Below are 22,216 nucleotides of genomic sequence, written 5' to 3' on the forward strand. Positions count from 1 at the left end.
AATTCAGTTGAAAAAAACAGACAGTAAGTATGACACAATCGCCTTGCTGCAAAAGCGTCGCTACTGATTCAAGATAATTTGCAGGGGGAGGCTTAACAGATAGGTGACTCTCGCCTATAATTCGTGGTTTCCCAGCCGCACATGGTCATGCCATAATCAGCGGCCGCACCGTCCGGGCACCCACAACCCGGACCGGCACAGCGAGAGTGGCGAAATTGGTAGACGCACTGGATTTAGGTTCCAGCGTTGAAAGACGTGGGGGTTCGAGTCCCCCCTCTCGCACCAAATGACTTTGGCAGGAGTCTGTTTACAGGCTCCTGCTTGAACTTGGACCTCGCCGGCGCCCGAGGCGCTCGCAATACACTGAATACATAGGACTGATCATGCAAGTACAGATGGAAACCCTCGGGCAACTGGAACGACGGCTGAACTTTGCAATTCCAATGGGCGAAATCGACGCTGCTGTTGATGCTCGTCTGAAAGGCGTTGCTAGAGGCGCAAAAATTCAAGGTTTCCGCCCAGGCAAAGCCCCTCTCAAGATCGTTGCGCAAAATTACGGCCCTCAGGTTCGCGAAGAAGTGTTGGGCGAAAAAGTTCAATCCAGCTTTGCCTCTGCTGTACAAGCTCAGCAGTTGCGCGTCGCAGGGTACCCCCGTTTCGAGGCGCTGCCGGCGGAGTCCACTACAGAGTTTCGCTTTGCTGCGGTATTTGAAGTGTACCCGGAAGTCTCAATTGGCGATCTGAGTAGCAAGGAAATTGAGCGCCCTACACTGGAGGTTAGTGATGTTGAAGTCGATAAAACAATCGACATTCTGCGCAAACAGCGCACTCGCTTCGAGCATGTTGAGCGTGCGGTAGCCAAGGGTGATCGCATTGTTGTTGATTTCTCCGGAAAAATTGATGGCGTTGAGTTTGCGGGCGGCAGCGCAAAAAACTATGCTTTCCTGGCTGGTGAAGGCCAAATGCTGCCTGAGTTTGATGCTGCAGTGATCGACATGAAAGATGGCGAGACCAAGTCTTTCGATCTGTCCTTCCCTGAGGACTACCACGGCAAGGATGTTGCTGGCAAAACAGCGATATTTGAAGTCACTGTTCGTAACGTGTCTGAACCTCGTTTGCCCGAAATTGATGCCGATTTCGCCAAGGCGCTTGGCATTGAAGATGGCGATGTCGAAAAGATGCGTGCCGAAATTCGTAAGAACGTCAGCCGCGAAGTGAAGCGCCGCTTACAGGCTAGGGCTAAAGAAAGCGTAATGCAGGCCCTGCTGGATGTGACGACGATTGAGCTGCCAAAGTCATTGGTTGGTCTTGAAATTGGCCGCTTGATTGAGCAAGCCCGTGAAGAGATGCGTTCGCGTGGTTTTGACCCAAAGGAAATGCCATTCCCGCCGGAGCTGTTTGAAGAGCAGGCAAAGCGTCGTGTGGCATTGGGCTTGATTCTGGCAGAATTGGTTCGTGCGAACGGCTTGGAAGCCAAACCTGAACAAGTGAAGGCTTTGGTTCAGGAGTTTGCGGAAAGCTACGAGCATCCAGAGGATGTGGTTAAGTGGTACTACGCCAGCGCAGATCGCTTGGATGGACCGGAAGCCATGGTTATGGAAGATAATGTTGTTGCTTATGTGTATGGTGTTGCAAAGCCGATTGACAAAGTACTCACCTTTGATGAGTTAATGGGGAACGCATAATGGCGAGCTGGCAGCAATCTGATTGGGATCCAAAGGCTTTGGGCTATGTGCCCATGGTTATTGAGCAATCCGGCCGAGGCGAGAGAGCATATGATATATATTCTCGTCTTCTTAAAGAGCGAGTGATTTTTCTCGTTGGCCCGGTCAATGATGTGAGTGCCAATCTGATTGTTGCCCAGCTACTTTTTCTGGAGTCAGAGAATCCAGATAAGGATATCTTTCTCTACATCAACTCCCCTGGTGGGTCTATTACTTCGGGGATGTCGATTTATGACACCATGCAGTTTATTAAGCCTGACGTGTCAACGCTGTGCGTTGGTATGGCTGCTAGCATGGGAGCCTTTTTACTTGCAGGTGGTGCAAAGGGTAAGCGTTTCGCCTTGCCAAACTCTCGGATTATGATTCATCAGCCTTTGCTTGGAGGTTTGTCTGGACAGGCGACTGATATTGAAATCCATGCTAGGGAGTTGATGAAGACAAAAGCAGGGCTAAATCAGCTGCTTGCCCAGCATACGGGCCAGACGGTTGAGACTATCGAGAGAGATACTGACCGTGATAACTTCATGAGTGCGAGCGAGGCTCAGACTTATGGATTAATAGATAAGGTGCTGGTATCTCGTACCCAGGCTGAATAAGGATTTATACCAGCCGCGTCGGAGCTAATTACCTAGTTTCGTTGCGGAGGTGATTTGAATGACCGACAAGTCCAACCAAAAATTGTTGTATTGCTCTTTTTGCGGAAAGAGTCAAAACGAAGTCAGAAAGCTCATTGCTGGACCACAAGTGTTTATTTGTGATGAATGTATAGAGCTTTGCAACGACATTATTCGTGAAGAAACGCAAAGCGGGGTTGCTTCTTCGACTCAAAGTGCCGCAAACAAGCTGCCTACACCGACAGAAATTAGAGACACTCTCGATCAATATGTGATTGGTCAGGAAAAAGCCAAGAAAATATTGGCCGTGGCTGTTTACAATCACTACAAGCGTCTATCTAGCCCTAGTTTACAGGCCGGTGGCGTGGAGCTGTCAAAGTCCAATATCCTTCTGATTGGGCCGACGGGATCGGGTAAGACCCTGCTTGCGCAGACACTTGCTAGGCTTCTAGATGTACCGTTTGTGATTGCTGACGCTACGACTCTTACTGAGGCTGGATATGTCGGTGAAGATGTTGAAAACATCATCCAGAAGTTACTTCAGAAGTGTGATTATGATGTTGACAAGGCGCAGCGTGGTATTGTCTATATAGATGAGATTGACAAGATCTCCCGTAAATCAGATAACCCATCGATAACCCGAGATGTATCTGGCGAGGGGGTCCAGCAAGCGTTACTGAAGCTGGTCGAAGGTACCGTGGCCTCTATCCCGCCTCAGGGTGGGCGCAAACATCCTAATCAGGAGTTTGTTCAGGTTGATACCACCAATATTCTGTTTATTTGTGGTGGAGCTTTCGATGGATTAGCAACATTGATCCGCAATCGCTCTCAAAAGGGTGGAATTGGTTTTGCGGCATCTGTTCACAGCAAGGATGACAGCAAGACTATCGGCAAGCTGCTAAAAGATGCCGAGCCTGAGGACTTAATCAAGTTTGGGTTAATTCCGGAGTTTGTCGGCCGCCTGCCGGTGGTAGCAACGCTGGATGAGCTGGATGAAGCCTCACTCGTCACAATTTTAACGCAACCGAAGAATGCACTAGTGAAGCAGTATCAGCGCTTATTCGAGCTGGAGGGCGTAGATCTTGAGATTCGTCCAGAGGCGTTGATTGCCATTTCAAAGAAAGCGCTCGCAAGAAAAACTGGGGCGCGTGGCCTACGTTCGATTATTGAACATGCGCTTTTAGATACAATGTACGAGCTTCCATCTCGTGAAGATGTAATCAAGGTGGTGATTGATGAAAATGTCATTGAGCATGACTCAAAGCCGTTAGTAATCTACGGTGAGCCAAAAGCAAATAGTCAAATTGCTTGATTTGCATATGGCATTTTGAGGTATTGAAACCGCCCATTGTGGCGGTTTTTTATTGCCGCAAAAAAATGATTGGGTATCATGAAATAGAGAAAGCATTGAATTTTTGAGTGACAACCCAATTTTAAAGTTATCGAATTATTTGTATACAGGATCAAATCATGTCCCTACACGCTGAGCTTGCTGTAGCTGAAATGGATTTGCCACTTTTGCCGTTGCGCGATGTTGTGGTGTTTCCCTTCATGGTAATACCGCTGTTCGTGGGGCGGCCTAAATCCATAAAGGCTTTGGAGGCTGCCATGGAGGCTGGCAAGCACATATTGCTGCTTGCTCAGAAGAATGCAGCTAAGGACGACCCCTCTCCAGTCGATATGTATGAGGTTGGTACTGTTGCCACCATATTACAGATGCTGAAGTTGCCGGATGGTACCGTGAAAGTGCTGGTGGAAGGGAGTCAGCGAGCACTGGCGCATAGTGTGGTTGATGCGGATGGCTACTATACCGTTAAAGCGACACCGGTCCCGGCTGATCAAGAGGATTCAAACGAAGCAGAGGCAATGCGTAGGACGCTGCTTGCTCAGTTTGATCAGTTCGTCAAACTGAATAAGAAAATTCCGCCCGAAGTACTGACTTCTTTATCCGGTATCGAGCTAGCAGGTCGGCTGGCTGATACGGTTGCTGCACATTTGCCGCTAAAGCTGGAACAGAAGCAACAAATCCTGGAGATGTTTGACGTCAAGGACAGGCTTGATCATCTGCTGAAGCAGTTGGAGTCTGAGGTTGATATCCTGCAGGTTGAAAAGCGCATTCGCGGCCGAGTCAAGCGCCAAATGGAGAAGAGCCAGCGCGAGTATTATCTGAATGAACAGGTTAAAGCCATTCAGAAAGAACTTGGCGAAATGGAGGAAGGTGCTGATTTCGATGAAATCGAGCGGAGAATCAAGTCCGCTGGCATGACCAAGGATGCCAAGGCTAAAGCAGAGAGCGAGCTTAAGAAATTGCGCTTGATGTCGCCTATGTCTGCAGAAGCGACGGTTGTCAGAAACTATATCGACACCTTATGCGGAATGCCATGGAAGAAGAAGACGAAGATTAGCAAGGATTTGGCTGCTGCCGAGAAGGTATTGGAGCAGGATCACTATGGCCTGGATAGGGTGAAAGAAAGAATTCTTGAATATCTGGCAGTTCAACAAAGAGTAGATAAGCTAAAAGCCCCAATTTTGTGCTTGGTTGGCCCTCCCGGCGTTGGTAAAACTTCGCTGGGGCAGTCAATTGCACGGGCAACCAATCGCAAGTTTGTCCGGATGTCGTTGGGTGGTGTACGAGATGAGGCAGAAATTCGTGGTCATCGTCGAACCTATATCGGTTCAATGCCGGGCAAAGTATTGCAGAATATGAGCAAGGTAGGGGTGAAGAACCCTCTTTTTCTGCTTGATGAAGTCGATAAGATGGGAATGGATTTTCGAGGTGACCCCAGCTCGGCTCTGCTGGAGGTCTTGGATCCGGAGCAAAATACAACTTTCGTTGATCATTATCTAGAGGTCGAATATGACCTTTCTGATGTCATGTTCGTGGCTACGGCTAACACATTGAATATTCCTGCCCCGTTACTGGATCGCATGGAGATAATTCGCCTTTCCGGTTATACCGAAGACGAGAAAATCAATATCGCGGAGAAGTATCTTGTGCCAAAGCAGATGAAAGCAAATGGCTTACAGGAAAGCGAGTTGATTGTGCAGGAGGGGGCGCTACGTGATGTTGTTCGGTATTACACTCGAGAGGCTGGTGTTCGGGGTCTTGATAGAGACATCGCAAAAGTGTGCCGCAAGGTAGTTAAGAATCTATTACTCAAGCCGAGTGACAAAAAGGTGACGGTCAGTGCTCGCAACCTTGATAAATATCTAGGTGTGCGAAAATACACCTATGGTCTTGCCGAGCAAAGTGATCAGGTAGGGCAAGTTACGGGGTTGGCTTGGACAGAGGTTGGCGGTGAGTTGTTGACTATCGAGTCGGTCGTATTGCCTGGCAAAGGTAAAATGATTACCACCGGTAAGCTCGGGGATGTAATGCAGGAGTCGATTCAGGCTGCGCTGTCAGTCGTGCGAAGTCGTGGCAAGGCGCTTGGGATCCCAGATGACTTTCATCAGAAGAGCGATATTCATATTCACTTACCGGAGGGTGCTACTCCTAAGGATGGCCCCTCTGCGGGCATCGGCATTGTTACGGCAGTCGTCTCTGTGCTTACTGGCATCCCGGTGAGGGCGGATGTGGCAATGACTGGCGAAATTACTCTGCGCGGTGAAGTTTTGCCGATCGGTGGCCTGAAGGAGAAGTTGCTCGCAGCACATCGCGGAGGAATCAAACATGTGCTGATCCCGGAAGGTAATGAAAAGGATTTGGTTGATATCCCAGATAATATCAAGCATAAGCTAGAGATTCATCCTGTGAAATGGATTGACCAAGTTCTGACTCTGGCGCTTGCTCGTCAACCGGAGCCAATCACGGAAGCTGCCGAGCCTGTTGCCCCAGTCGATACATTGCCTGGAGCGGAAGCTGTGGCGCAAACCAACCCGCTGACCAAGCACTGACGCGGCTTCCAAGCTTGACACTGCGAAATTTCGCTTGCTATAAAGTTCGTGCGCTTGACCTATGCTTGGTATTCCAAACTGATCGAAAGGGGACATAAGTGAACAAGTCGGAACTGATTGATGCAATTGCTGCAAATGCCGATATATCAAAGGCTGCTGCAGGAAAGGCCCTCGATGCCACTGTTGAGGCTATCACCGAAGCACTGAAAAATGGCAATCTTGTCACTTTGGTTGGGTTTGGAACCTTTTATGTTGGCGAGCGTAGTGCGCGAAATGGCCGCAACCCACGCACAGGAGCGACGATAAAAATTGATGCGGCCAAGCAGCCAAAATTCAGGGCTGGTAAATCTCTCAAAGACGCAGTACAATAGTCGTCTTTATCAGGTTCACTCTAACTTCAAAGGTGGTTTGAGGTTGGGGGTATAAGGCCAGTGCTGGGTTTGATTGCTACTGCAGAAGGTAGCTGTTAATAAATTAGGAAGATGTTCCCGAACCCGTCAGTTAATGGCTATAGATTTCTGGAGCGGTAGTTCAGTTGGTTAGAATACCGGCCTGTCACGCCGGGGGTCGCGGGTTCGAGTCCCGTCCGCTCCGCCAGATGCGAAAGGGTGAACATATGTTCACCCTTTTTTGTTGCCTAAATTCACGATCTGGGATCAAAACTGTTCCTGGCGAGACGCTGTAAGGAAGACGTCCAAATGTTCGATCTAGTGCATAACAACAGAACCTTAGTTCAGGTGGCTTTGGGGGCTGTGGGCTTGGGCTTGGTAGTTACTGGCGGATTCACATTCAGTGATTATGGCAGCGAACCCTATGTAGCCAAGGTCGCTGACCGACGGATTACGGCCAGGGATATTGCGGAAGAGACTCGCGGCCAGCCAGTGCCTGATGCAATGAAGCCAATGATTGTTGATCGGCTGATTCAGAAAAGCCTGCTTTTGGCTGAAGCAGATAAACGATATCTGGTTGTGCCGGATGATCGCTTAAGGGATGTTATCGGCGCTATTCCTCAGTTCAAGAAGGGGGATAAGTTTGATCACGACACTTATGTTTCGATGCTGAGCGCTCAGCAGATGACTCCGCAGCTGTTTGAAGCAAAGGTCAAGGAAGATATTCGGCTTCAAAGCCTCACGACACCATTTCAAGCAAGCATCGTCTCCAAAGTTATGGCAGATCGGCTTGCGGCTGCATTGGTTGAGCAACGGGAAGTGTCAGCGGTTGAGCTGAAGGCAGTCCAGTTCCTCGATAAGGTTGCAGTCAGTGAGGCAGACGCCAAGAAGTACTATGACGCCAACCAACCTGAGTTCAAGGTTCCGGATCGCGTGAAACTTGAGTATCTGGTTTTGTCTCAAGACGAGATTGCGGCAAAGATTTCTGTTGATGAAGCTAAGGTTCGTGAGTATTTCGATAAGAATCAAAGTGTTTTTAACAAGGAAGAGAGTCGTAAGGTCCGGCACATTCTGATCCAGGCATCTGCTTCCGCCAGTCAGAAAGACAAGGCTGCTGCGAAGGCTAAAGCAGAGGAAATCCTGGCTGAATTGAAGAAGGATCCGTCTAAGTTTGGCGAACTAGCCAGGAAGCATTCCCAGGATCCAACTTCCGCCGAAAAGGGCGGCGAGCTTGACTATATCCGACGCGCAGGTCAGGTGAAGGCATTTGCAGATGTGGCATTTGGCTTGACAAAGAACCAGTTGAGTAGTGTTGTAGAAACCGAGTTTGGATATCACATCATTCAGGTTTTGGATATCAAGTCCAAAACCTATGATGAAGTGAAGCCGGAGGTTGAAAAGCAACTGAAGCGTCAACTTGCCCAGCAGAAGATGCAGGGATTGATTGATCAATTTGGTGAAGTTGTTTATCAGCAGGCTGATAGCCTTAAACCCGCAGCTGAGAAAATCGGTCTTTCTATACAGCGTAGTGACTGGGTATCTAAAGAGCAGGCAAGCGAGCCGGTGTTGAATAATGAGAAGCTCAGGCAGGCTGTGTTTGGAGATGATGTTCTACTAAAGAAGCACAATACCGAAGCGATTGATGTTGGGAACGGGGTTTTTGTTTCGGCGCGTATTGCCGAGTATCAAAAAGCATCCGTCCGCCCGTTCGCGGAGGTGTTGCCTACGATCTCGATCAAACTGAAAACGCTTAAGGCGAACGAGATGGCTGCCAGCGAAGGTAAGAAAGCTTTGGCTGCATTGCAGGCCGGTCAGCCAGCTACCGCATTGAACTGGACTGCCACAAAGCAAGTAAGCCGACGTGATCCCGCTGGTTTGCCTGAGAAGACGGTTACGGAGCTGTTCAAACTACCGACAGCCAAGTTACCGACGTATGCAGGCTTTGATCTTCCGGGCGGTGGCTATGCGGTTTACAAGGTAGCCAAGGGCGCTGAGGCCAAGTTGGATGATGCGACCAAGCAAGGCCTGTTGCAGGCATTGCAGCAGAGCCAGTCTGGCGCAGAAATGCAGGCGTATTTAGCCACCTTGCAAAAGCGTTACAAGGTTGAGCGAGCACAGATTAAAGCCGCACAGCAATAATTTGTTCTATCCTCGAATGCTGAAGGCCTAGCCTCTGGCAGCCATCACGGGCTCTAGCCTGTTGTCTGGTTGTCAGAGGTTATTTGTTTGAGCTTGAGGTGTCCCGAACTGTGGTGCCCTACGCAGCCTCTCGCCATTGAAATAGCTTGGTTTTGACCGGAAATAAAACTTTCGCAGAACCTGGGCTGAGCCTACTTACGGACCAACTCGTAGACCGTTTTGCCGCGAAGCCGGAACACATGGGCCGCGTGATAGAGGTTTTCTGAGTGGCCAACAAAAAGCAGGCCGTTGGGGCGCATAAGGGGGGCGTAGCGTTCCAGAATTTTTAACTGTGTGGCCCTGTCGAAGTAAATCATCACATTTCGGCAGAAGATCGCGTCAATTGGTCCGCGCAGAGGCCATACCGGATCAATCAGATTCACTCTGCGGAAGGTGATCAGCTCCTTGATTTCCTGTTTCACTTCGAACTGCCCGTCAGGGAGGCGACTGAAATATTTTTGCAATTGAGCCGGTGTCAGTTTATCGACTTTGTCTGGACTATAAATTCCAGCCTGGGCGGTACGCAAAACGCTGGTATCCAGATCTGTCGCAATGATTTTGACGGGTGGCCGCATGCTGTCCAATGCCTCTATGGCCGTCAGGGCCAGCGTGTAAGGTTCCTCTCCAGTTGAAGATGCGGAACACCATATGGTTTGTACCCCAACATGCTTGTTCGCCTTCAAATGCTCAGCCAATACCGGGAAGTGATGCGCCTCGCGGAAAAATGAGGTGAGATTGGTTGTCAATGAATTGATGAAGGCTTCCCACTCTGCCTCGTTGCCTTTTTCCAGCAGGGCCAAGTAGTCATTAAAGGTGGTCATATTGTGGGCACGCAATCGCTTGGCGAGCCGGCCGTAGACCATATCGTGTTTGCTGTCGTTCAGTGCGATTCCGGCATAGTCGTACACTAACTTTCGAACCCGCTCGAAGTCCTGCTGAGTGAATTTGAACTCTCGACTGGCTGGTACGGGCGGAATGGACATGGCAGTGCAGTCTTGCGCGAAGTTTTTTTAATCTTAGAAGTAGATGCTCCAATTAGCGAGCAAGAGCTGATGAGGCATTGCGCCGACGCGTATCGCCTACCTTGGTGTGCTTTCCGGTTGCTGTGGGCGTGGTAATTGTAGCCAACTGGACAGTTTGACTTCGAACGGTTGCGTATAGGCAGGGCTGGAAGAGGGGAGGTCAAGCAGGATGATGGTGGCTGAGCACCCAAGCAGCTGTTTGCGACCAATACGCGCAGCCGTCTTTCCGTTGAAGCCAATGTACTTCAGGCGGGGATGCTGGGCGATCAGCGATGCGAGATCATTGTGGTCAGCATTCCGGATAGCGCTGTCCAGGCTGCCGGGCCGTTGCGCGGTAGCGATGACATCCCATAAGCCATAGCCATGTACTTGTAGAGCAGCGAGTCGTTCGGGGTAGGCGAGGGCTGCGAGATCCTCCCGTAACACAGCCCCGAGCAGTCGCCAAAACTGGTTTTGGGGGTGTCCATAATATTGTGCTCTCGACAGTGAGGCATCGCCCGGTAGGCTGCCTAATATCAGGACCTCGGTATCGGCATCCACGACTGGTGGGAAGCATTGCTTGCTGGAGAGGCTCATTCAGGAGGTTCGTCGAATAATGAAAGTTGGATCACCCGGCTATGGTCGGGTTCAGCAAAGCGAATGCCGACGCCGAGCAGTCGGACGGGTTGTTGCTTGCGCTCAAAACCCTGAGTAAGCAAGCGTCGAAATGTGGCGTCACCTGGATAAGGATCTACACATTCGGCGGTGGTCTGGCTGAAGTCCGCAAAACGAAGTTTCACGAAAGCCTTATGAGCGGGCGTCGGATCGTTCAACTTCTGCTGGCGTTGTCGTAGATCTTGAATGAGCTCTCCAAGTGCGGCCTGGCAGCTACCAAGGTCTGGCAGATCATGCGTATAAGTGGTTTCGACCGAGAGCGATTTCCTGACGCTATCCGGGCAGACCGGCCGTTCGTCGATGCCTCGGCAGAGCTCATACAAACGTTCACCGAATTTGCCAAACTCTCGCCACAGGTTGGTTAGCGACCAGTCTCTTAGTTGGCCACAAGTTTCGATTCCGAGCGTGTTCAGTTTGGCAGCGGTCACCTTGCCGACACCGAACAGCTTACCCACCGGCAAGGCGGCCACAAATTCGTCGATTTCATGCGGTGCGACAGTGAACTGACCGTTTGGCTTCTGCCAGTCGCTGGCAATTTTGGCGACAAACTTGTTGGGGGCAATACCTGCCGAGGCAGTAATTCCAACTTCTGTGGCGATGCGCTGACGGATTTCCTGTGCCATCAGGGTGGCACTGCCCTGGCAGAAGTTCGTATCACTGACATCCAGATAAGCTTCGTCTAGCGAAAGCGGTTCAACCAGGGGAGTGTAGTCGTGATAAATGGCCATGATCTGGCGCGAGATACTGCGATAGCGTTCGAACCGGGGGGGCAGAATGATCAGCTTGGGGCAGATGCGCAACGCATGACTGGATGCCATAGCCGACCGCACCCCAAACCGACGCGCAACGTAGTTGCAGGTTGCAATGACGCCGCGTGCGCCAGGTTGCCCCCCCACAGCGAGAGGCTGTGTGCTCAGGGAGGGGTCGTCAAGCATTTCGACGGCGGCATAGAAACAATCGCAGTCGCAATGGATAATCTTGCGCGGCGGCTTGGACATTGAGTGAGGTTTGGTAGACGAATGTTCTCCAATCTTACTGGTTTTGGAAAGGGCTTGCACCTCGTCTGAGGGGTGTAGCATTGCAGGTTTTTGATGAGTGACAGCCGGGGACTTCCGGTATGAAAGACAGAATTCATGCTTAGTTATCGCCACGCATTTCACGCCGGCAATCATGCCGATGTGCTCAAGCACTTTATTTTGGTTCAGTTGCTGCAGTATCTGGGTCAGAAGGATAAGCCGTTCTGGTATGTGGATACCCATGCCGGGGCAGGTTGTTACCAGCTTGATACGGGCTATGCCGCCAAAAATGCTGAGTACCTCGGAGGGATTGATCGGCTGTGGCAGCGCAACGACTTGCCCGAAGCCATTCAGGAATATGTTGAGGTGGTGCGGACGTTCAACCCGGATGGCAAGCTGCGCTTTTATCCCGGTTCGCCGATGTGTGCTTTGAATGTCATGCGCAGTACCGACAAGCTGCGCTTGTTTGAACTGCACAGTACGGATAGTGGTTTGCTGGCTGAGAATATGCGGCCAGCCGGGCGACAGGTAGGTTTGCAGGCAGCGGACGGTTTTGCCGGCCTCAAAGCGGTGTTGCCCCCGCCGCCCCGACGCGGCCTGATCCTGATTGACCCACCTTATGAAGATAAACGAGACTACCAGCGTGTAGTGGCTGCAATGCAGGAGAGCCTGCAGCGATTTGCGACAGGGACTTACGCCATTTGGTACCCACTACTGCAACGCCACGAAGCCATGCAACTACCCGAGAAATTGCACGGGGTACCTTGCAAGAGCTGGCTCAATGTCAGTTTGACGGTGCGTCGTCCCTCTTCCGATGGCTTTGGCATGCATGGTAGTGGAATGTACCTCTTCAATCCTCCCTGGCGCTTGCCGGAATTATTGAAGGAGGTAATGCCGTGGTTGACCGCAGCGTTGGCTGAAGATGACGGCGCAAGCTATCGGCTAGATTTTCAGATGGATTGAGTTGTGTTGATTTGCGGCGTATTCACCCTGAACTGCCCCCGGCTCGGCCTTGGTTGAGGACACGAATCAACAATGCTCCAGACAAAAAGCCCCGCCAGTTTGTACTGAGCGGGGCTTTTTGCTGGTGTGACTGGCAGTAAAAGGTCAACCGAACTTGGGTTGGCGCCTGCAGAGCAATCACCAATTAGTCGATATGGTAATTCGGTGCTTCCTTGGTGATCTGCACATCGTGTACATGCGACTCGCGGATACCTGCCGAGGTGATTTCGACGAACTCTGCACGCTCGTGCATCTGGGCGATCGTTGCGCAACCCAGATAACCCATGGAAGAACGCAGGCCGCCCATCAGTTGATGGATGACGGCAGTCAACGGGCCCTTGTAAGGAACGCGGCCTTCGATGCCTTCCGGTACGAACTTGTCGGGTTTGGCTGTGCCATCCTGGAAGTAGCGATCACTGGAACCTTGCTGCATGGCACCCAATGAACCCATGCCACGGTAGCTCTTGTAGGAACGGCCCTGATACAACTCGACTTCACCAGGTGCCTCTTCGGTACCGGCAAACAAGCCCCCGAGCATTACACAATGGGCACCAGCGGCCAAGGCTTTGGAGATGTCTCCGGAGTAGCGGATACCACCGTCTGCGATCAGCGGTACCCCCGTACCTGCAAGCGCGTCGGCAACGTTGGCAACGGCAGTGATCTGCGGTACGCCTACCCCAGCCACGATACGGGTGGTGCAGATCGAGCCTGGGCCGATACCGACCTTGACACCGTCTGCCCCTGCATCCACCAGGGCCAAGGCGCCAGATGCGGTGGCGATGTTGCCACCGATGACCTGTACATGCGGGAAGCTCTGCTTGACCCAGCGCACGCGATCAAGCACGCCCTGGCTGTGGCCGTGTGAGGTATCGACAACCAGCACATCAACGCCGGCTTCAACCAGCGCGACCACACGCTCTTCTGTGTCACCGCCCGTGCCGACGGCAGCGCCGACCAGCAGGCGACCCAGGCTGTCTTTGGCGGCCAGTGGGTGTTCGGTAGTCTTGATGATGTCTTTTACGGTGATCAGACCTTTCAGGCGGAAGCTGTCGTCAACTACCAGCACGCGCTCCAGACGATGGGTGTGCATCAGCTGGCGGGCGTCTTCGATGCTCGCACCTTCCTTGACGGTAACCAGACGCTCACGCGGGGTCATGATGCTCGACACGGGCGCATCCAGCCGGCTCTCGAAGCGCAGGTCACGGTTGGTGACGATGCCAACGATCTGGCCATCCTTTTCGATTACCGGCAGGCCGGAGATGCGGTGCTGACGGGTAAGAGCTACGACATCACGCACCAGCATATCGGGGCGGATGGTCACGGGGTCTTTTACAACGCCGGATTCGTATCGCTTGACCTTGGCGACTTCCAGCGCCTGCGCCTTCACCGGCATGTTCTTGTGAACGATACCGATACCACCTTCCTGTGCAATGGCAATGGCGAGCCGGGCTTCGGTCACGGTATCCATGGCGGCGGATAGCAGAGGCATGTTCAGGCGGATGTTGCGCGTGAGTTGAGTCGAGAGATCAACTTCGCGTGGCAAGACCAGAGAGTGGGCGGGAACAAGGAGAACGTCGTCGAAGGTGAGGGCTTTTTGAACGACACGCATGGTGAAAAATCCTTTCCGGCAAAAGACAATTATACCGTAGCGCCCACTTGCAAACGAGTAGCTGATTGCTTTTGTTCAGTTAGTGCATAAGCTGGAATGAAGGATTGCAGCTGCTGTGCCAGGGTTCCGGATTGATCTGGCGAGGGCGTCTCGCCGTATTGGCGACGGGAAGCTCGGGTTGGCGGCTGCGGTGAAGGCACCAAGAAAGCGCCGGATCAGAGGGAAAACAATGACTATGCTCGGGTCGCCGGTCATCGGCTTGATCCTGTCAGGCGGCGGTGCCCGCGCCGCCTATCAGGTAGGTGTACTGCGGGCGATTGCCAAATCTTTGCCACCAAAGATTCCCACACCGTTCAAGATCATTTGTGGCACTTCGGCGGGGGGCATCAATGCAGCCTCGCTGGCGGCGGGTGCGCAGGATTTTCGCAAGAGTGTGTGCCGGCTTGAATACCTATGGAAGAACCTGCAAGTGGAGCAGGTTTATCGTAGCGACTTCGCAACCTTTGCCCGCTACTTCGGGCACTGGATCGTATCGCTGGTGATTGGCGGCATGGGTAAGCGAAATCCCCGCTCCCTGCTCGACAACACACCGCTCGAAGCCATGCTCACCAAGCTTGTCAATTTCGATGGCATCCAGAGCGCAATCGACTCGGGTTTTCTGAGGGCTTTGAGTATCACTGCTTCAGGTTACAACAGTGGCCAGTCGGTCTCTTTTTTCCAGGCTGTTGAAGAAATGGAAGGCTGGAATCGGGCCCAGCGGCTAGGCTGCCGGTCCAGGATCGAGATCAAGCATCTGATGGCGACTTCCGCCATCCCTTTTGTGTTTCCGGCCGTGCGCATCAATCGGGAATTCTTTGGCGATGGCTCGGTGCGGCAGGTAGCCCCCATCAGCCCGGCTTTGCATCTGGGCTCGGAAAAAGTGCTGGTGATTGGCGCCAGCCCACCGCGCGAATTGCCGGGTGAGCGTCTGCGGGCACCCAATTATCCGACGCTGGCGCAAGTAGCCGGTCATTTGATGAACAGTATCTTCATTGATGGTCTGGAAGTGGATCTGGAGCGCATCACCCGCGTCAACCGCACCTTGTCGTTCATTCCGCCCGAGGTGAAGGAGCGCAAGGATGTCGCCCTCAGGGAAGTGGAAATGCTGGTGATTGCGCCATCCAAGGCATTGGAGATGATCGCGGCACGCCATGCCATGCATTTCCCGACCACAATGAAATTCATGCTCGGCGGCCTGGGGGCCCTTAAGCGCCAAGGTTCGGTGGTGGCGTCCTACCTGCTGTTCCACAAGCATTACACCAGAGACTTGATTGAGCTTGGCTATCAGGATGCAATGCGGCGGCAAGACGATATTGTTGAGTTTCTCGGCTATGATAGTCCCGCCCCCAAGCGTTCTGAAGGATAAGCGTGAGATGCATCGCAATCGCAACTGGCTGTGCCTTGTCTTGATGCTGCCCCTGCTCGCGGCTTGCGACCATTTTCCCTATTACGGCGGGAAGCCGCCCGGCATTGTCGATCCCTTGCTGGATCAGCGCGGCCTGCGTGCGCCGGCTGACTGGAACGAAGTAGCCCGCGATGCGGCTTACCGTGTCGTCCAGCGGGCGTCGCAGATCAAGGATTTAAGCAGCCGCACGCTCTACGTGCCCATGCCGGCCAAGCCCACCCGCTTTACGCTGGCCATGCATACCTTTTTGATCTCCGGCCTGACCCAGATGGGACTGACGGTTTCTCAGCGTGCCGATGGCTCGTTGCCTGTGGAATTCGAGGTTCAGCCGGTTCAGCTGGAGCGAGGGTTGCAGCTGATTACCACAGCGTCGATCGGTAATGGTTCACGCTACCTGTTCCGGGCCTCGGATGTGTATTACGTCAATAGCAACGATGCCCAGCTTTATCTGGATGCCTTGAATCAGCCACCGCCACCGCCTCCCCCTCCAACGCCGGTCAGAAAAATGCCGATTACAGGAGGCGCCTGATGAAACGCCTGCTGCGAGCGGCACTGCTCGCTTTAATGTGCGCACTGGCAGGTTGTGCCAGCTATGAGGCGGGTAGCGCCAACCGGCTGATACGTGCCAGCTATGACTCGACCGATACCCTGATCGGTCTGATGCCTGCGCCCCTGCCCAAGGATGCGCCCCTGCTGGTTGCCACTTTGGTCAATATCGATGCCCTGACCGAATCCTCCACGCTGGGTCGGATACTGTCCGAGCAGGTGTCGGCCCGCCTGACTCAGCAGGGCTATCAGGTTATCGAATTGAAAATGCGCGGCAGTGTGTTCGTAAAAGCCTCTCAGGGCGAGCTGATGCTGTCGCGCGAGATCAAGGATCTATCCCAATCGCATCAGGCACAGGCCGTGGTGGTGGGCACCTATGCGCTCGGGCCACAACACCTGTTCGTCAACCTGAAGATACTGCGGCCGCAGGACAATCGCGTACTGTCAGCGCACGACGTCGCAATCAAGCTCGACAGCACGGTGCGCATGATGCTGATGTCGGAAACCTAGTTGACGTTTGGTTTGCGGCCGGGTCGGGCCGAGTTTTGGGGTAAAGTCCTGGTTTGAAACCTGTGCGCTGGTAATTCATCCCTGCTGGCGTAAAATCGCCGGCCCTTTCCTGAACGCCGATCACCATGCATTCGATGAATCCCCCACAGCGCGCTGCGGTCAAGCACCTGGATGGCCCTTTGCTGGTGCTGGCCGGGGCTGGGAGTGGCAAGACCCGCGTCATCACCCACAAGATCGCCTATCTGATCGAGCAAGGGGGATATCAAGCCCGCAATATCGCGGCGATTACCTTCACCAACAAGGCTGCACGCGAAATGCAGGAACGGGTGTCCAGCCTGATCGACCCCGCCAAATCACGCGGCCTGACCGTTACCACCTTTCACTCACTGGGGCTGATGATCGTGCGCCAGGAGGCCCAGCATCTGGGGTACAAGCCGCAGTTTTCCATATTGGATGCGGCGGATAGCGCCAAACTCATTTCCGACCAGATTGCCACCACCGACAAGCAGGAAATACGCAAAGTACAGTCGCAGATTTCGCGGCTGAAAAATGACTGGATTGGCCCTGATCGAGCGCTGGTGGAAGCCCAAAGCGACGGAGAGCTGCGACTGGCCCGCATCTATCGTGCATATCAAGACACCCTGCAGGCCTATCAGGCGGTTGATTTTGATGACCTGATCCGTCTGCCGGTCGAGCTGTTCGAGCATCATTCCGAAGTGCTGTTCAAGTGGCAGAACAGGCTCAGCTATCTATTGGTCGATGAATATCAGGACACCAATACCTGCCAATACCGGTTGCTCAAGCTGCTGACTGGTTGGCGTGGCATGTTCACGGCAGTTGGCGATGATGACCAGTCGATCTATGCCTGGCGCGGCGCCAACCTCGACAACCTGCGATTGCTGCAGGAAGACTTTCCCAAGCTCGAAGTCATCAAGCTTGAGCAGAACTACCGGTCCACAGTGCGGATTCTGAAGGCGGCCAATGCGGTGATCGCCCATAACACCAAGCTGTTCGAGAAGCAGTTGTGGAGTGAACTGGGCATTGGCGACCCGATACAGGTCGTCGAAGCCAAAGATGAAGAGCACGAAGCCGAGCTGGTGGCCATGCGACTGCTGGCGCACAAATTTGAGCACCGTACCAATTTTTCTGATTACGCCATTCTGTATCGAGGCAATCACCAGTCGCGCATCATTGAGCAGCAGTTGCGGAACCATAAAATTCCCTACGTGCTATCGGGAGGGCAGTCTTTTTTTGATCGCGCAGAAATCAAGGATGTTCTGGCCTATCTACGCCTGTTTGCCAATGAAGACGACGATCCGGCATTCATCCGTGCCATCACGACACCCAAGCGTGGTGTCGGCAATGTCACCCTTGAAAAATTGGGCAATTATGCGGCCCGGCGCAAGGTCAGTTTGTTTGAAGGATTGTTTGAAATTGCATTCGAGCATGAAGTCGGGGCGGCGCAGTACGCACCACTGAAGATGTTCGGGGACTTCATCAACCGCATGCAAGACAGGGCAAGGCGCGAGCCAGCGGGCGCCGTGCTGCGCGAGCTGTTGCACGCCATCGACTTCGAGACCTGGCTCTACGACAGCGAACCCGGCAAAGCGGGTGAAACCAAGTGGAAAAATGTACTGGATCTGGTGGGTTGGCTGGAACGCAAGGGTGAAGAGGATGGCAAGAACCTGATCGAACTGACCCAGACCATCGCCCTGATCACCATGCTGGAAGGACGGGATGAAGGTGAAATGGATGCGGTCAAACTGTCCACTTTGCATGCCTCGAAAGGCCTGGAATATCCGCATGTCTTTTTGGTCGGCTGCGAGGAGGGCATATTGCCGCACCGAGAATCTCTCGATAATGGCATGGTCGAAGAAGAAAGACGGCTTATGTACGTTGGCATTACCCGAGCCCAGCGTAGTCTGACAATCAGTTATTGCAGTAAACGCAAACGGGCCGGCGAATGGCAGATTGTCGAGCCATCGCGCTTTATTGCCGAGTTGCCGGAAGACGAGATACGTATGTCCGGTAGAAAAAAAGATGGCCCTGCCGTGACGCGCGCCGAAGGTAAAGCCAAATTACAGAATTTGCTGGCCGGCCTTGGCGGCAACAAATCCTGAGCCTAATCATGCAGGACATAAGACTTAAACAATTTATTGCATTTAGGTCTAATGACGGATTTGATAAGCCAGATGGTATTTGATTGAATTGACCGACAATCTGATAATTACCCATGATGGGGCGGATTGGTTTAGTGTATCGCTTAAATCTGCAAAATCAGGGTGATGCCTGCCAGTGGATGGCTCGGCAGATGTCAGGTATGCGGGGGCCACACTTGGCGCTAGCCCAGCGTGGAAGCCAGTTACAGCGCTTCTTCGTTTAAATGGCGTGCGGTTTGGTGTGGATCGGGGTCCGCAATAATTATTAAATATGACCCGTGCTCAGAGTGCTACATAAAATGCAATATAAGTATTAACTGCTTTACAAGATTATTTTTGGTGTTTACAGGCGGCTCTGCATTGGCACGATGCAGCTATGATAAGATGCCGCCCGCCGAGGCAAGGCATAGACACATTCGAGTTAGATCATTATTTATTGAGGCATATTCAAGCTATGGGAAGTCAGAGATTGACCCGAATCGGGGTCTTTTACGATGGTAATTTTTTTTCGCACGTCAGTAATTTCTACAATTATCACCATCCACGCCGAGCGCGAATCAGTATTGACGGGCTGCATGCGTTTGTACGCAAAAAAGTTGCCGATTGTGAGAACACCGATGTGCGCTATTGCCAGATTGTTGATGCGCATTATTTTCGGGGTCGTCTGCGGGCGCAGGAGGCCCTGCATCGTGACTACCTGATGAAAGAGCGGGTCTTTGATGATGTACTGATGCGTGCCGGGGTGACCACCCACTACCTGCCGCTAGGCCCGGAAGGCGAGAAGGGCATTGATGTATGGCTGGCGCTCGAAGCTTATGAAACCGCATTGCACAAAGAATTTGATGTAATTGCCCTGATTGTGTGCGATGGGGACTTCCTGCCCCTGCTGCGTAAGCTGAATACGCTGGGAACAAGAGTCATGCTGCTGGGCTGGGATTTCAAGTACACCGACCAGTCGGGGGATGAGAAGGAAACCCGTACTGCGCAGACCCTGCTCGACGAGGCGACCTATCCGATCATGATGCATCAAGTGATTGATGACCGTGCCTTGAAGTCCGATTCCGATCTGAATGGCATTTTTGTCAGCCAGCGTACGCCTCTGCTAAGAGATGCCGACGAAACGGCCAGTCAGCCCGAGATTGGCAATTCCACCCATCAGCGCGGCACGGTTTACAAGTTGAAGGAAGGTTTTGGCTTTATCCAGCCGGACTCTGGCGAGCGTGAAGTTTTCTTCTACTGGCGGGATGTCAATAACCGTGACTTCAATGAACTCAAGGTTGGCGACAAGGTGCAGTACTACCTCGGTGAAAATCATCGGGGTGTCTGTGCCAAGGAAGTAACCTGCCTGGGGGCAGAGATGCCTGATCAGGAAGAAGTGGAATTTGTTGAGTAGATATCGCGTAAACCTTGGGCTGCACAGCCCGAGTTGCCAATAAAAAGCCGTGCAGGCAATCACTGCACGGCTTTTTACTTGCCCTAACGTCCGCCACCGTGCAATTCGTTCAGCAGGGTTGCCAGATGTTTGTCGATTTCCAGCCCGCGCTTGTAGGCATCCAGCGCTGCCTGGGTGCCGCCCTGCACGATCTGCACCAGCATGTTTTCCTGTGACTCCTTCAGCCCCAGCATCAGCAGGGCATCTTCGAAGTCGCGCATCATGGTGTTGAAGGCTTCGAAGGTATCGGCCTGTTGCTGCTTATAGCCACGGTCGATCAGTGTCAGGATTTCCTTGGTGCGGTCCACGATCTTGCTCAGCGCCTCGGTTTCCATCGACTTCAACCGTTCCGATGCGCCTTCCACGAGCAAGGCCAGGTAATCCTTCAATTTGCCATACAGGCCGCTGTCGTCCATCGGCATATTCTTTATCAGCACCGAAATCGCCCCGTAGTTGAAGGCGGTACGATTGCTGTAATCGACAATGCGCTTGCCCTCTGCCCCCAAATGGGTGAGTAGCACATTCTCCATGGCGCTGGTTCGGCCATCAGAATTCAGTGTCACGTTACCGCTGGCTTGGCGGATCTGGACGGCGGCAGACAAGCCGTATTCATTCATCGAATCGAGAATGGCTTTTGCCAGTGCCTGTGCGTCACCGAGCGTGAACATACGCCGGAAGAACTGGATGACGATGCCCAGCGCGCTGGTATCCGACATCGCAGACATAGCCACGCCCATGGCGTCAGACGCTGACTGCTTGAGCGCGGCGACCTCACTGCGCATTTTCAGCGTCTGCTCGACCTTTCGATATAACTCTTCAGGCGATAGTGGCTTGGTGACAAAGTCGGTAGCGCCGACGTCGTAGGCGGCCAGTCTATCTTCCGGTCGGCAATGCGCCGAGACGAAAATCACAGCGGGGGAGTCATCGCCCAGCTTGGCCTTGATCTCGCGGCAGACTTCGTAGCCATTCATGCCGGCCATTTCAATATCCAGCAAGACCAGCTGCGGGTTTTCGACGGCGATGGCTTCCATGCACGAGCGGCCATCCGGCGCGTAGGCAATCTGGTGGTCTCGCTCCAGCACGGCCTTCATCAGCTGGTAGATAAAAACATCGTCATCAACGATCAGGATTTTGTCGCTCATGCTCTCGCTCTGGCGGGGAAGGGGACAACCTGCTTTCAGACTATAACCCGAAGCCCTGCAGGACAAGGACAAACTGCGGCACGACCGGAAACGAAACGCCAACAGACGTTGCCATCATGCGATGGCGGTTTGGGCATTGGAAGATTAAGCCATGTTGGCCAGGTGCCGGGCTTGCCCGGCATGACGGCCAAGCCCGGCTAGGGGCAGTCTGAAAGGGAAGGGCTGTGCATTGCGTGACAAGGTGGGAATGCCTGTCTGGCAGCTGACGGGTTGCTCTGTGCAAAGCGTCGCATCGACCACAGTAGCGGGCAGAAATGTTGCGCAGGAAGTCACGCTTTGCCTACGCAGGTTGGCTCAACCTCGTCTATATCAAGTTTTGGGGAGACTCGGTGCGGCCGGTTGCCGACGAACGGCAATACCGACCGTCAGCACTGGCCATGTGACCAGAAGCCATCGCCGACATTCGTTTCAAACGACGCAATAGCCCGGAGTTTCGAAGACCATGCCGAAAACCATTCTTACCGTCGATGATTCACCTTCTATTCGCCAGATGGTGGGTTTTACGCTTAAAAGTGCCGGCTATCAGGTTGTCGATGCCAATGATGGCTCGGCAGGGCTGACCAAGGCCAAAGCGGCTGCCTATGACCTAGTGCTGACTGACATCAACATGCCGGCCATGGATGGCTTTGCGCTGACTGCGGCGTTGCGGGCGCTGCCCGAGTACAAGTCGGTGCCGATACTGGTGCTGACGACTGAGTCCAGCGATGAGATGAAGCAGAAAGGGCGGGCTGCCGGGGTGACGGGCTGGCTGATCAAACCCTTCGATCCCCACAAGCTGCTTGAGGTTGTCCGCAAACTCATAGGCTAACTGCACGGAG

General features: G+C 53.1%; 19 protein-coding genes and 2 tRNA genes. 16 read left to right on the plus strand and 5 right to left on the minus strand.

What is annotated here, in order from left to right:
• The first annotated feature begins 200 nt into the window (after nucleotides 1-200).
• The 8 genes from PZA18_RS04965 (at nucleotide 201) to PZA18_RS05000 (ending at nucleotide 8,763) form a co-directional block, all read left to right on the plus strand.
• Nucleotides 201-285, plus strand: a tRNA-Leu gene (locus tag PZA18_RS04965).
• Nucleotides 286-383: 98 nt separating this feature from the next.
• Nucleotides 384-1,685: a trigger factor gene (gene tig, locus PZA18_RS04970; protein ID WP_284099693.1), complete on the plus strand. Its 1,302-nt coding sequence runs from the start codon at nucleotides 384-386 to the stop codon at nucleotides 1,683-1,685.
• Nucleotides 1,685-2,320, plus strand: coding sequence for an ATP-dependent Clp endopeptidase proteolytic subunit ClpP (gene clpP / locus PZA18_RS04975; RefSeq protein WP_284099695.1), 636 nt, complete (start codon nucleotides 1,685-1,687; stop codon nucleotides 2,318-2,320). Before tig ends, clpP begins: the two co-directional genes overlap by 1 nt.
• A 58-nt stretch (nucleotides 2,321-2,378) precedes the next feature.
• Nucleotides 2,379-3,650: an ATP-dependent Clp protease ATP-binding subunit ClpX gene (clpX, locus tag PZA18_RS04980; RefSeq protein ID WP_284099696.1), complete on the plus strand. Its 1,272-nt coding sequence runs from the start codon at nucleotides 2,379-2,381 to the stop codon at nucleotides 3,648-3,650.
• A 158-nt stretch (nucleotides 3,651-3,808) separates the two neighbouring features.
• Nucleotides 3,809-6,235 carry an endopeptidase La gene (lon, locus tag PZA18_RS04985; protein ID WP_284099698.1) on the plus strand — a complete coding sequence of 809 codons (2,427 nt, stop codon included), beginning with the start codon at nucleotides 3,809-3,811 and terminating at the stop codon, nucleotides 6,233-6,235.
• Between the two features lie 98 nt (nucleotides 6,236-6,333).
• On the plus strand, nucleotides 6,334-6,606 hold the full coding sequence (locus tag PZA18_RS04990; protein ID WP_284099699.1) for an HU family DNA-binding protein: 273 nt from the start codon (nucleotides 6,334-6,336) through the stop codon (nucleotides 6,604-6,606).
• 149 nt (nucleotides 6,607-6,755) lie between these two features.
• Nucleotides 6,756-6,832, plus strand: a tRNA-Asp gene (locus PZA18_RS04995).
• A 101-nt stretch (nucleotides 6,833-6,933) separates the two neighbouring features.
• A complete protein-coding gene (locus tag PZA18_RS05000; RefSeq protein ID WP_284099700.1) occupies nucleotides 6,934-8,763 on the plus strand; it encodes a peptidylprolyl isomerase in 1,830 nt (609 codons plus the stop codon).
• Between the two features lie 191 nt (nucleotides 8,764-8,954).
• Here the strand turns inward: PZA18_RS05000 and PZA18_RS05005 are convergent, their stop codons facing one another.
• The 3 genes from PZA18_RS05005 to dinB all read right to left on the minus strand — a co-directional run bounded on the left by PZA18_RS05005 (nucleotide 8,955) and on the right by dinB (nucleotide 11,476).
• The gene (locus tag PZA18_RS05005; protein WP_284099701.1) at nucleotides 8,955-9,785 is read right to left on the minus strand and encodes a CheR family methyltransferase; all 831 of its coding nucleotides are present in this window, start codon (nucleotides 9,783-9,785) and stop codon (nucleotides 8,955-8,957) included.
• 96 nt (nucleotides 9,786-9,881) lie between these two features.
• Nucleotides 9,882-10,400 carry a DNA-deoxyinosine glycosylase gene (locus PZA18_RS05010; protein WP_284099702.1) on the minus strand — a complete coding sequence of 173 codons (519 nt, stop codon included), beginning with the start codon at nucleotides 10,398-10,400 and terminating at the stop codon, nucleotides 9,882-9,884.
• On the minus strand, nucleotides 10,397-11,476 hold the full coding sequence (dinB, locus tag PZA18_RS05015; protein WP_284099703.1) for a DNA polymerase IV: 1,080 nt from the start codon (nucleotides 11,474-11,476) through the stop codon (nucleotides 10,397-10,399). The genes PZA18_RS05010 and dinB overlap by 4 nt, the downstream gene beginning before the upstream one ends.
• Before the next feature lie 135 nt (nucleotides 11,477-11,611).
• Here dinB and PZA18_RS05020 point away from each other — a divergent pair, with 135 nt between their 5' ends.
• Nucleotides 11,612-12,457 (plus strand): 23S rRNA (adenine(2030)-N(6))-methyltransferase RlmJ, encoded by an 846-nt coding sequence (locus PZA18_RS05020; RefSeq protein ID WP_284099704.1) that lies wholly within the window; start codon nucleotides 11,612-11,614, stop codon nucleotides 12,455-12,457.
• 184 nt (nucleotides 12,458-12,641) lie between these two features.
• On the opposite strand, the gene guaB is transcribed toward PZA18_RS05020, so the two are convergent.
• Nucleotides 12,642-14,105 (minus strand): IMP dehydrogenase, encoded by a 1,464-nt coding sequence (gene guaB, locus PZA18_RS05025; RefSeq protein WP_284099705.1) that lies wholly within the window; start codon nucleotides 14,103-14,105, stop codon nucleotides 12,642-12,644.
• A gap of 229 nt (nucleotides 14,106-14,334) precedes the next feature.
• Here guaB and PZA18_RS05030 point away from each other — a divergent pair, with 229 nt between their 5' ends.
• The 5 genes from PZA18_RS05030 to PZA18_RS05050 all read left to right on the plus strand — a co-directional run bounded on the left by PZA18_RS05030 (nucleotide 14,335) and on the right by PZA18_RS05050 (nucleotide 20,157).
• Nucleotides 14,335-15,510, plus strand: coding sequence for a patatin-like phospholipase family protein (locus PZA18_RS05030; RefSeq protein ID WP_284099706.1), 1,176 nt, complete (start codon nucleotides 14,335-14,337; stop codon nucleotides 15,508-15,510).
• 7 nt (nucleotides 15,511-15,517) lie between these two features.
• Complete coding sequence (locus tag PZA18_RS05035; RefSeq protein WP_284099707.1) at nucleotides 15,518-16,078, plus strand: hypothetical protein; 561 nt, start codon at nucleotides 15,518-15,520, stop codon at nucleotides 16,076-16,078.
• Nucleotides 16,078-16,605: a FlgO family outer membrane protein gene (locus PZA18_RS05040; protein WP_284099708.1), complete on the plus strand. Its 528-nt coding sequence runs from the start codon at nucleotides 16,078-16,080 to the stop codon at nucleotides 16,603-16,605. The genes PZA18_RS05035 and PZA18_RS05040 overlap by 1 nt, the downstream gene beginning before the upstream one ends.
• Nucleotides 16,606-16,730: 125 nt before the next feature.
• Entirely contained in the window at nucleotides 16,731-18,725 is a 1,995-nt protein-coding gene (locus PZA18_RS05045) for a UvrD-helicase domain-containing protein (RefSeq protein ID WP_284099709.1), read from the plus strand.
• A gap of 508 nt (nucleotides 18,726-19,233) precedes the next feature.
• The gene (locus PZA18_RS05050) at nucleotides 19,234-20,157 is read left to right on the plus strand and encodes a cold shock domain-containing protein (RefSeq protein ID WP_284099710.1); all 924 of its coding nucleotides are present in this window, start codon (nucleotides 19,234-19,236) and stop codon (nucleotides 20,155-20,157) included.
• 83 nt (nucleotides 20,158-20,240) lie between these two features.
• Here the strand turns inward: PZA18_RS05050 and PZA18_RS05055 are convergent, their stop codons facing one another.
• Nucleotides 20,241-21,338 (minus strand): response regulator, encoded by a 1,098-nt coding sequence (locus tag PZA18_RS05055; RefSeq protein WP_284099711.1) that lies wholly within the window; start codon nucleotides 21,336-21,338, stop codon nucleotides 20,241-20,243.
• Between the two features lie 314 nt (nucleotides 21,339-21,652).
• On the opposite strand from PZA18_RS05055, the gene PZA18_RS05060 reads away from it, so the two are divergent.
• Complete coding sequence (locus tag PZA18_RS05060; protein ID WP_284099712.1) at nucleotides 21,653-21,781, plus strand: hypothetical protein; 129 nt, start codon at nucleotides 21,653-21,655, stop codon at nucleotides 21,779-21,781.
• A gap of 59 nt (nucleotides 21,782-21,840) precedes the next feature.
• Entirely contained in the window at nucleotides 21,841-22,206 is a 366-nt protein-coding gene (locus PZA18_RS05065; protein ID WP_284099713.1) for a response regulator, read from the plus strand.
• Nucleotides 22,207-22,216: the final 10 nt, after the last annotated feature.

Source organism: Parachitinimonas caeni, assembly GCF_030129945.1.
GTDB classification, from domain to species: domain Bacteria; phylum Pseudomonadota; class Gammaproteobacteria; order Burkholderiales; family Chitinimonadaceae; genus Parachitinimonas; species Parachitinimonas caeni.

Bases quoted from the DNA above. Each gene is read 5' to 3' on its own strand.
- tig (WP_284099693.1), top strand. From the start codon at position 384: ATGCAAGTACAGATGGAAACCCTCGGGCAACTGGAACGACGGCTGAAC.
- clpP (WP_284099695.1), top strand. From the start codon at position 1,685: ATGGCGAGCTGGCAGCAATCTGATTGGGATCCAAAGGCTTTGGGCTAT.
- clpX (WP_284099696.1), top strand. From the start codon at position 2,379: ATGACCGACAAGTCCAACCAAAAATTGTTGTATTGCTCTTTTTGCGGA.
- lon (WP_284099698.1), top strand. From the start codon at position 3,809: ATGTCCCTACACGCTGAGCTTGCTGTAGCTGAAATGGATTTGCCACTT.
- PZA18_RS05000 (WP_284099700.1), top strand. From the start codon at position 6,934: ATGTTCGATCTAGTGCATAACAACAGAACCTTAGTTCAGGTGGCTTTG.
- PZA18_RS05005 (WP_284099701.1), bottom strand. From the start codon at position 9,785: ATGTCCATTCCGCCCGTACCAGCCAGTCGAGAGTTCAAATTCACTCAG.
- PZA18_RS05010 (WP_284099702.1), bottom strand. From the start codon at position 10,400: ATGAGCCTCTCCAGCAAGCAATGCTTCCCACCAGTCGTGGATGCCGAT.
- dinB (WP_284099703.1), bottom strand. From the start codon at position 11,476: ATGTCCAAGCCGCCGCGCAAGATTATCCATTGCGACTGCGATTGTTTC.
- PZA18_RS05020 (WP_284099704.1), top strand. From the start codon at position 11,612: ATGCTTAGTTATCGCCACGCATTTCACGCCGGCAATCATGCCGATGTG.
- guaB (WP_284099705.1), bottom strand. From the start codon at position 14,105: ATGCGTGTCGTTCAAAAAGCCCTCACCTTCGACGACGTTCTCCTTGTT.
- PZA18_RS05030 (WP_284099706.1), top strand. From the start codon at position 14,335: ATGACTATGCTCGGGTCGCCGGTCATCGGCTTGATCCTGTCAGGCGGC.
- PZA18_RS05035 (WP_284099707.1), top strand. From the start codon at position 15,518: ATGCATCGCAATCGCAACTGGCTGTGCCTTGTCTTGATGCTGCCCCTG.
- PZA18_RS05040 (WP_284099708.1), top strand. From the start codon at position 16,078: ATGAAACGCCTGCTGCGAGCGGCACTGCTCGCTTTAATGTGCGCACTG.
- PZA18_RS05045 (WP_284099709.1), top strand. From the start codon at position 16,731: ATGCATTCGATGAATCCCCCACAGCGCGCTGCGGTCAAGCACCTGGAT.
- PZA18_RS05055 (WP_284099711.1), bottom strand. From the start codon at position 21,338: ATGAGCGACAAAATCCTGATCGTTGATGACGATGTTTTTATCTACCAG.
- PZA18_RS05060 (WP_284099712.1), top strand. From the start codon at position 21,653: ATGTTGCGCAGGAAGTCACGCTTTGCCTACGCAGGTTGGCTCAACCTC.
- PZA18_RS05065 (WP_284099713.1), top strand. From the start codon at position 21,841: ATGCCGAAAACCATTCTTACCGTCGATGATTCACCTTCTATTCGCCAG.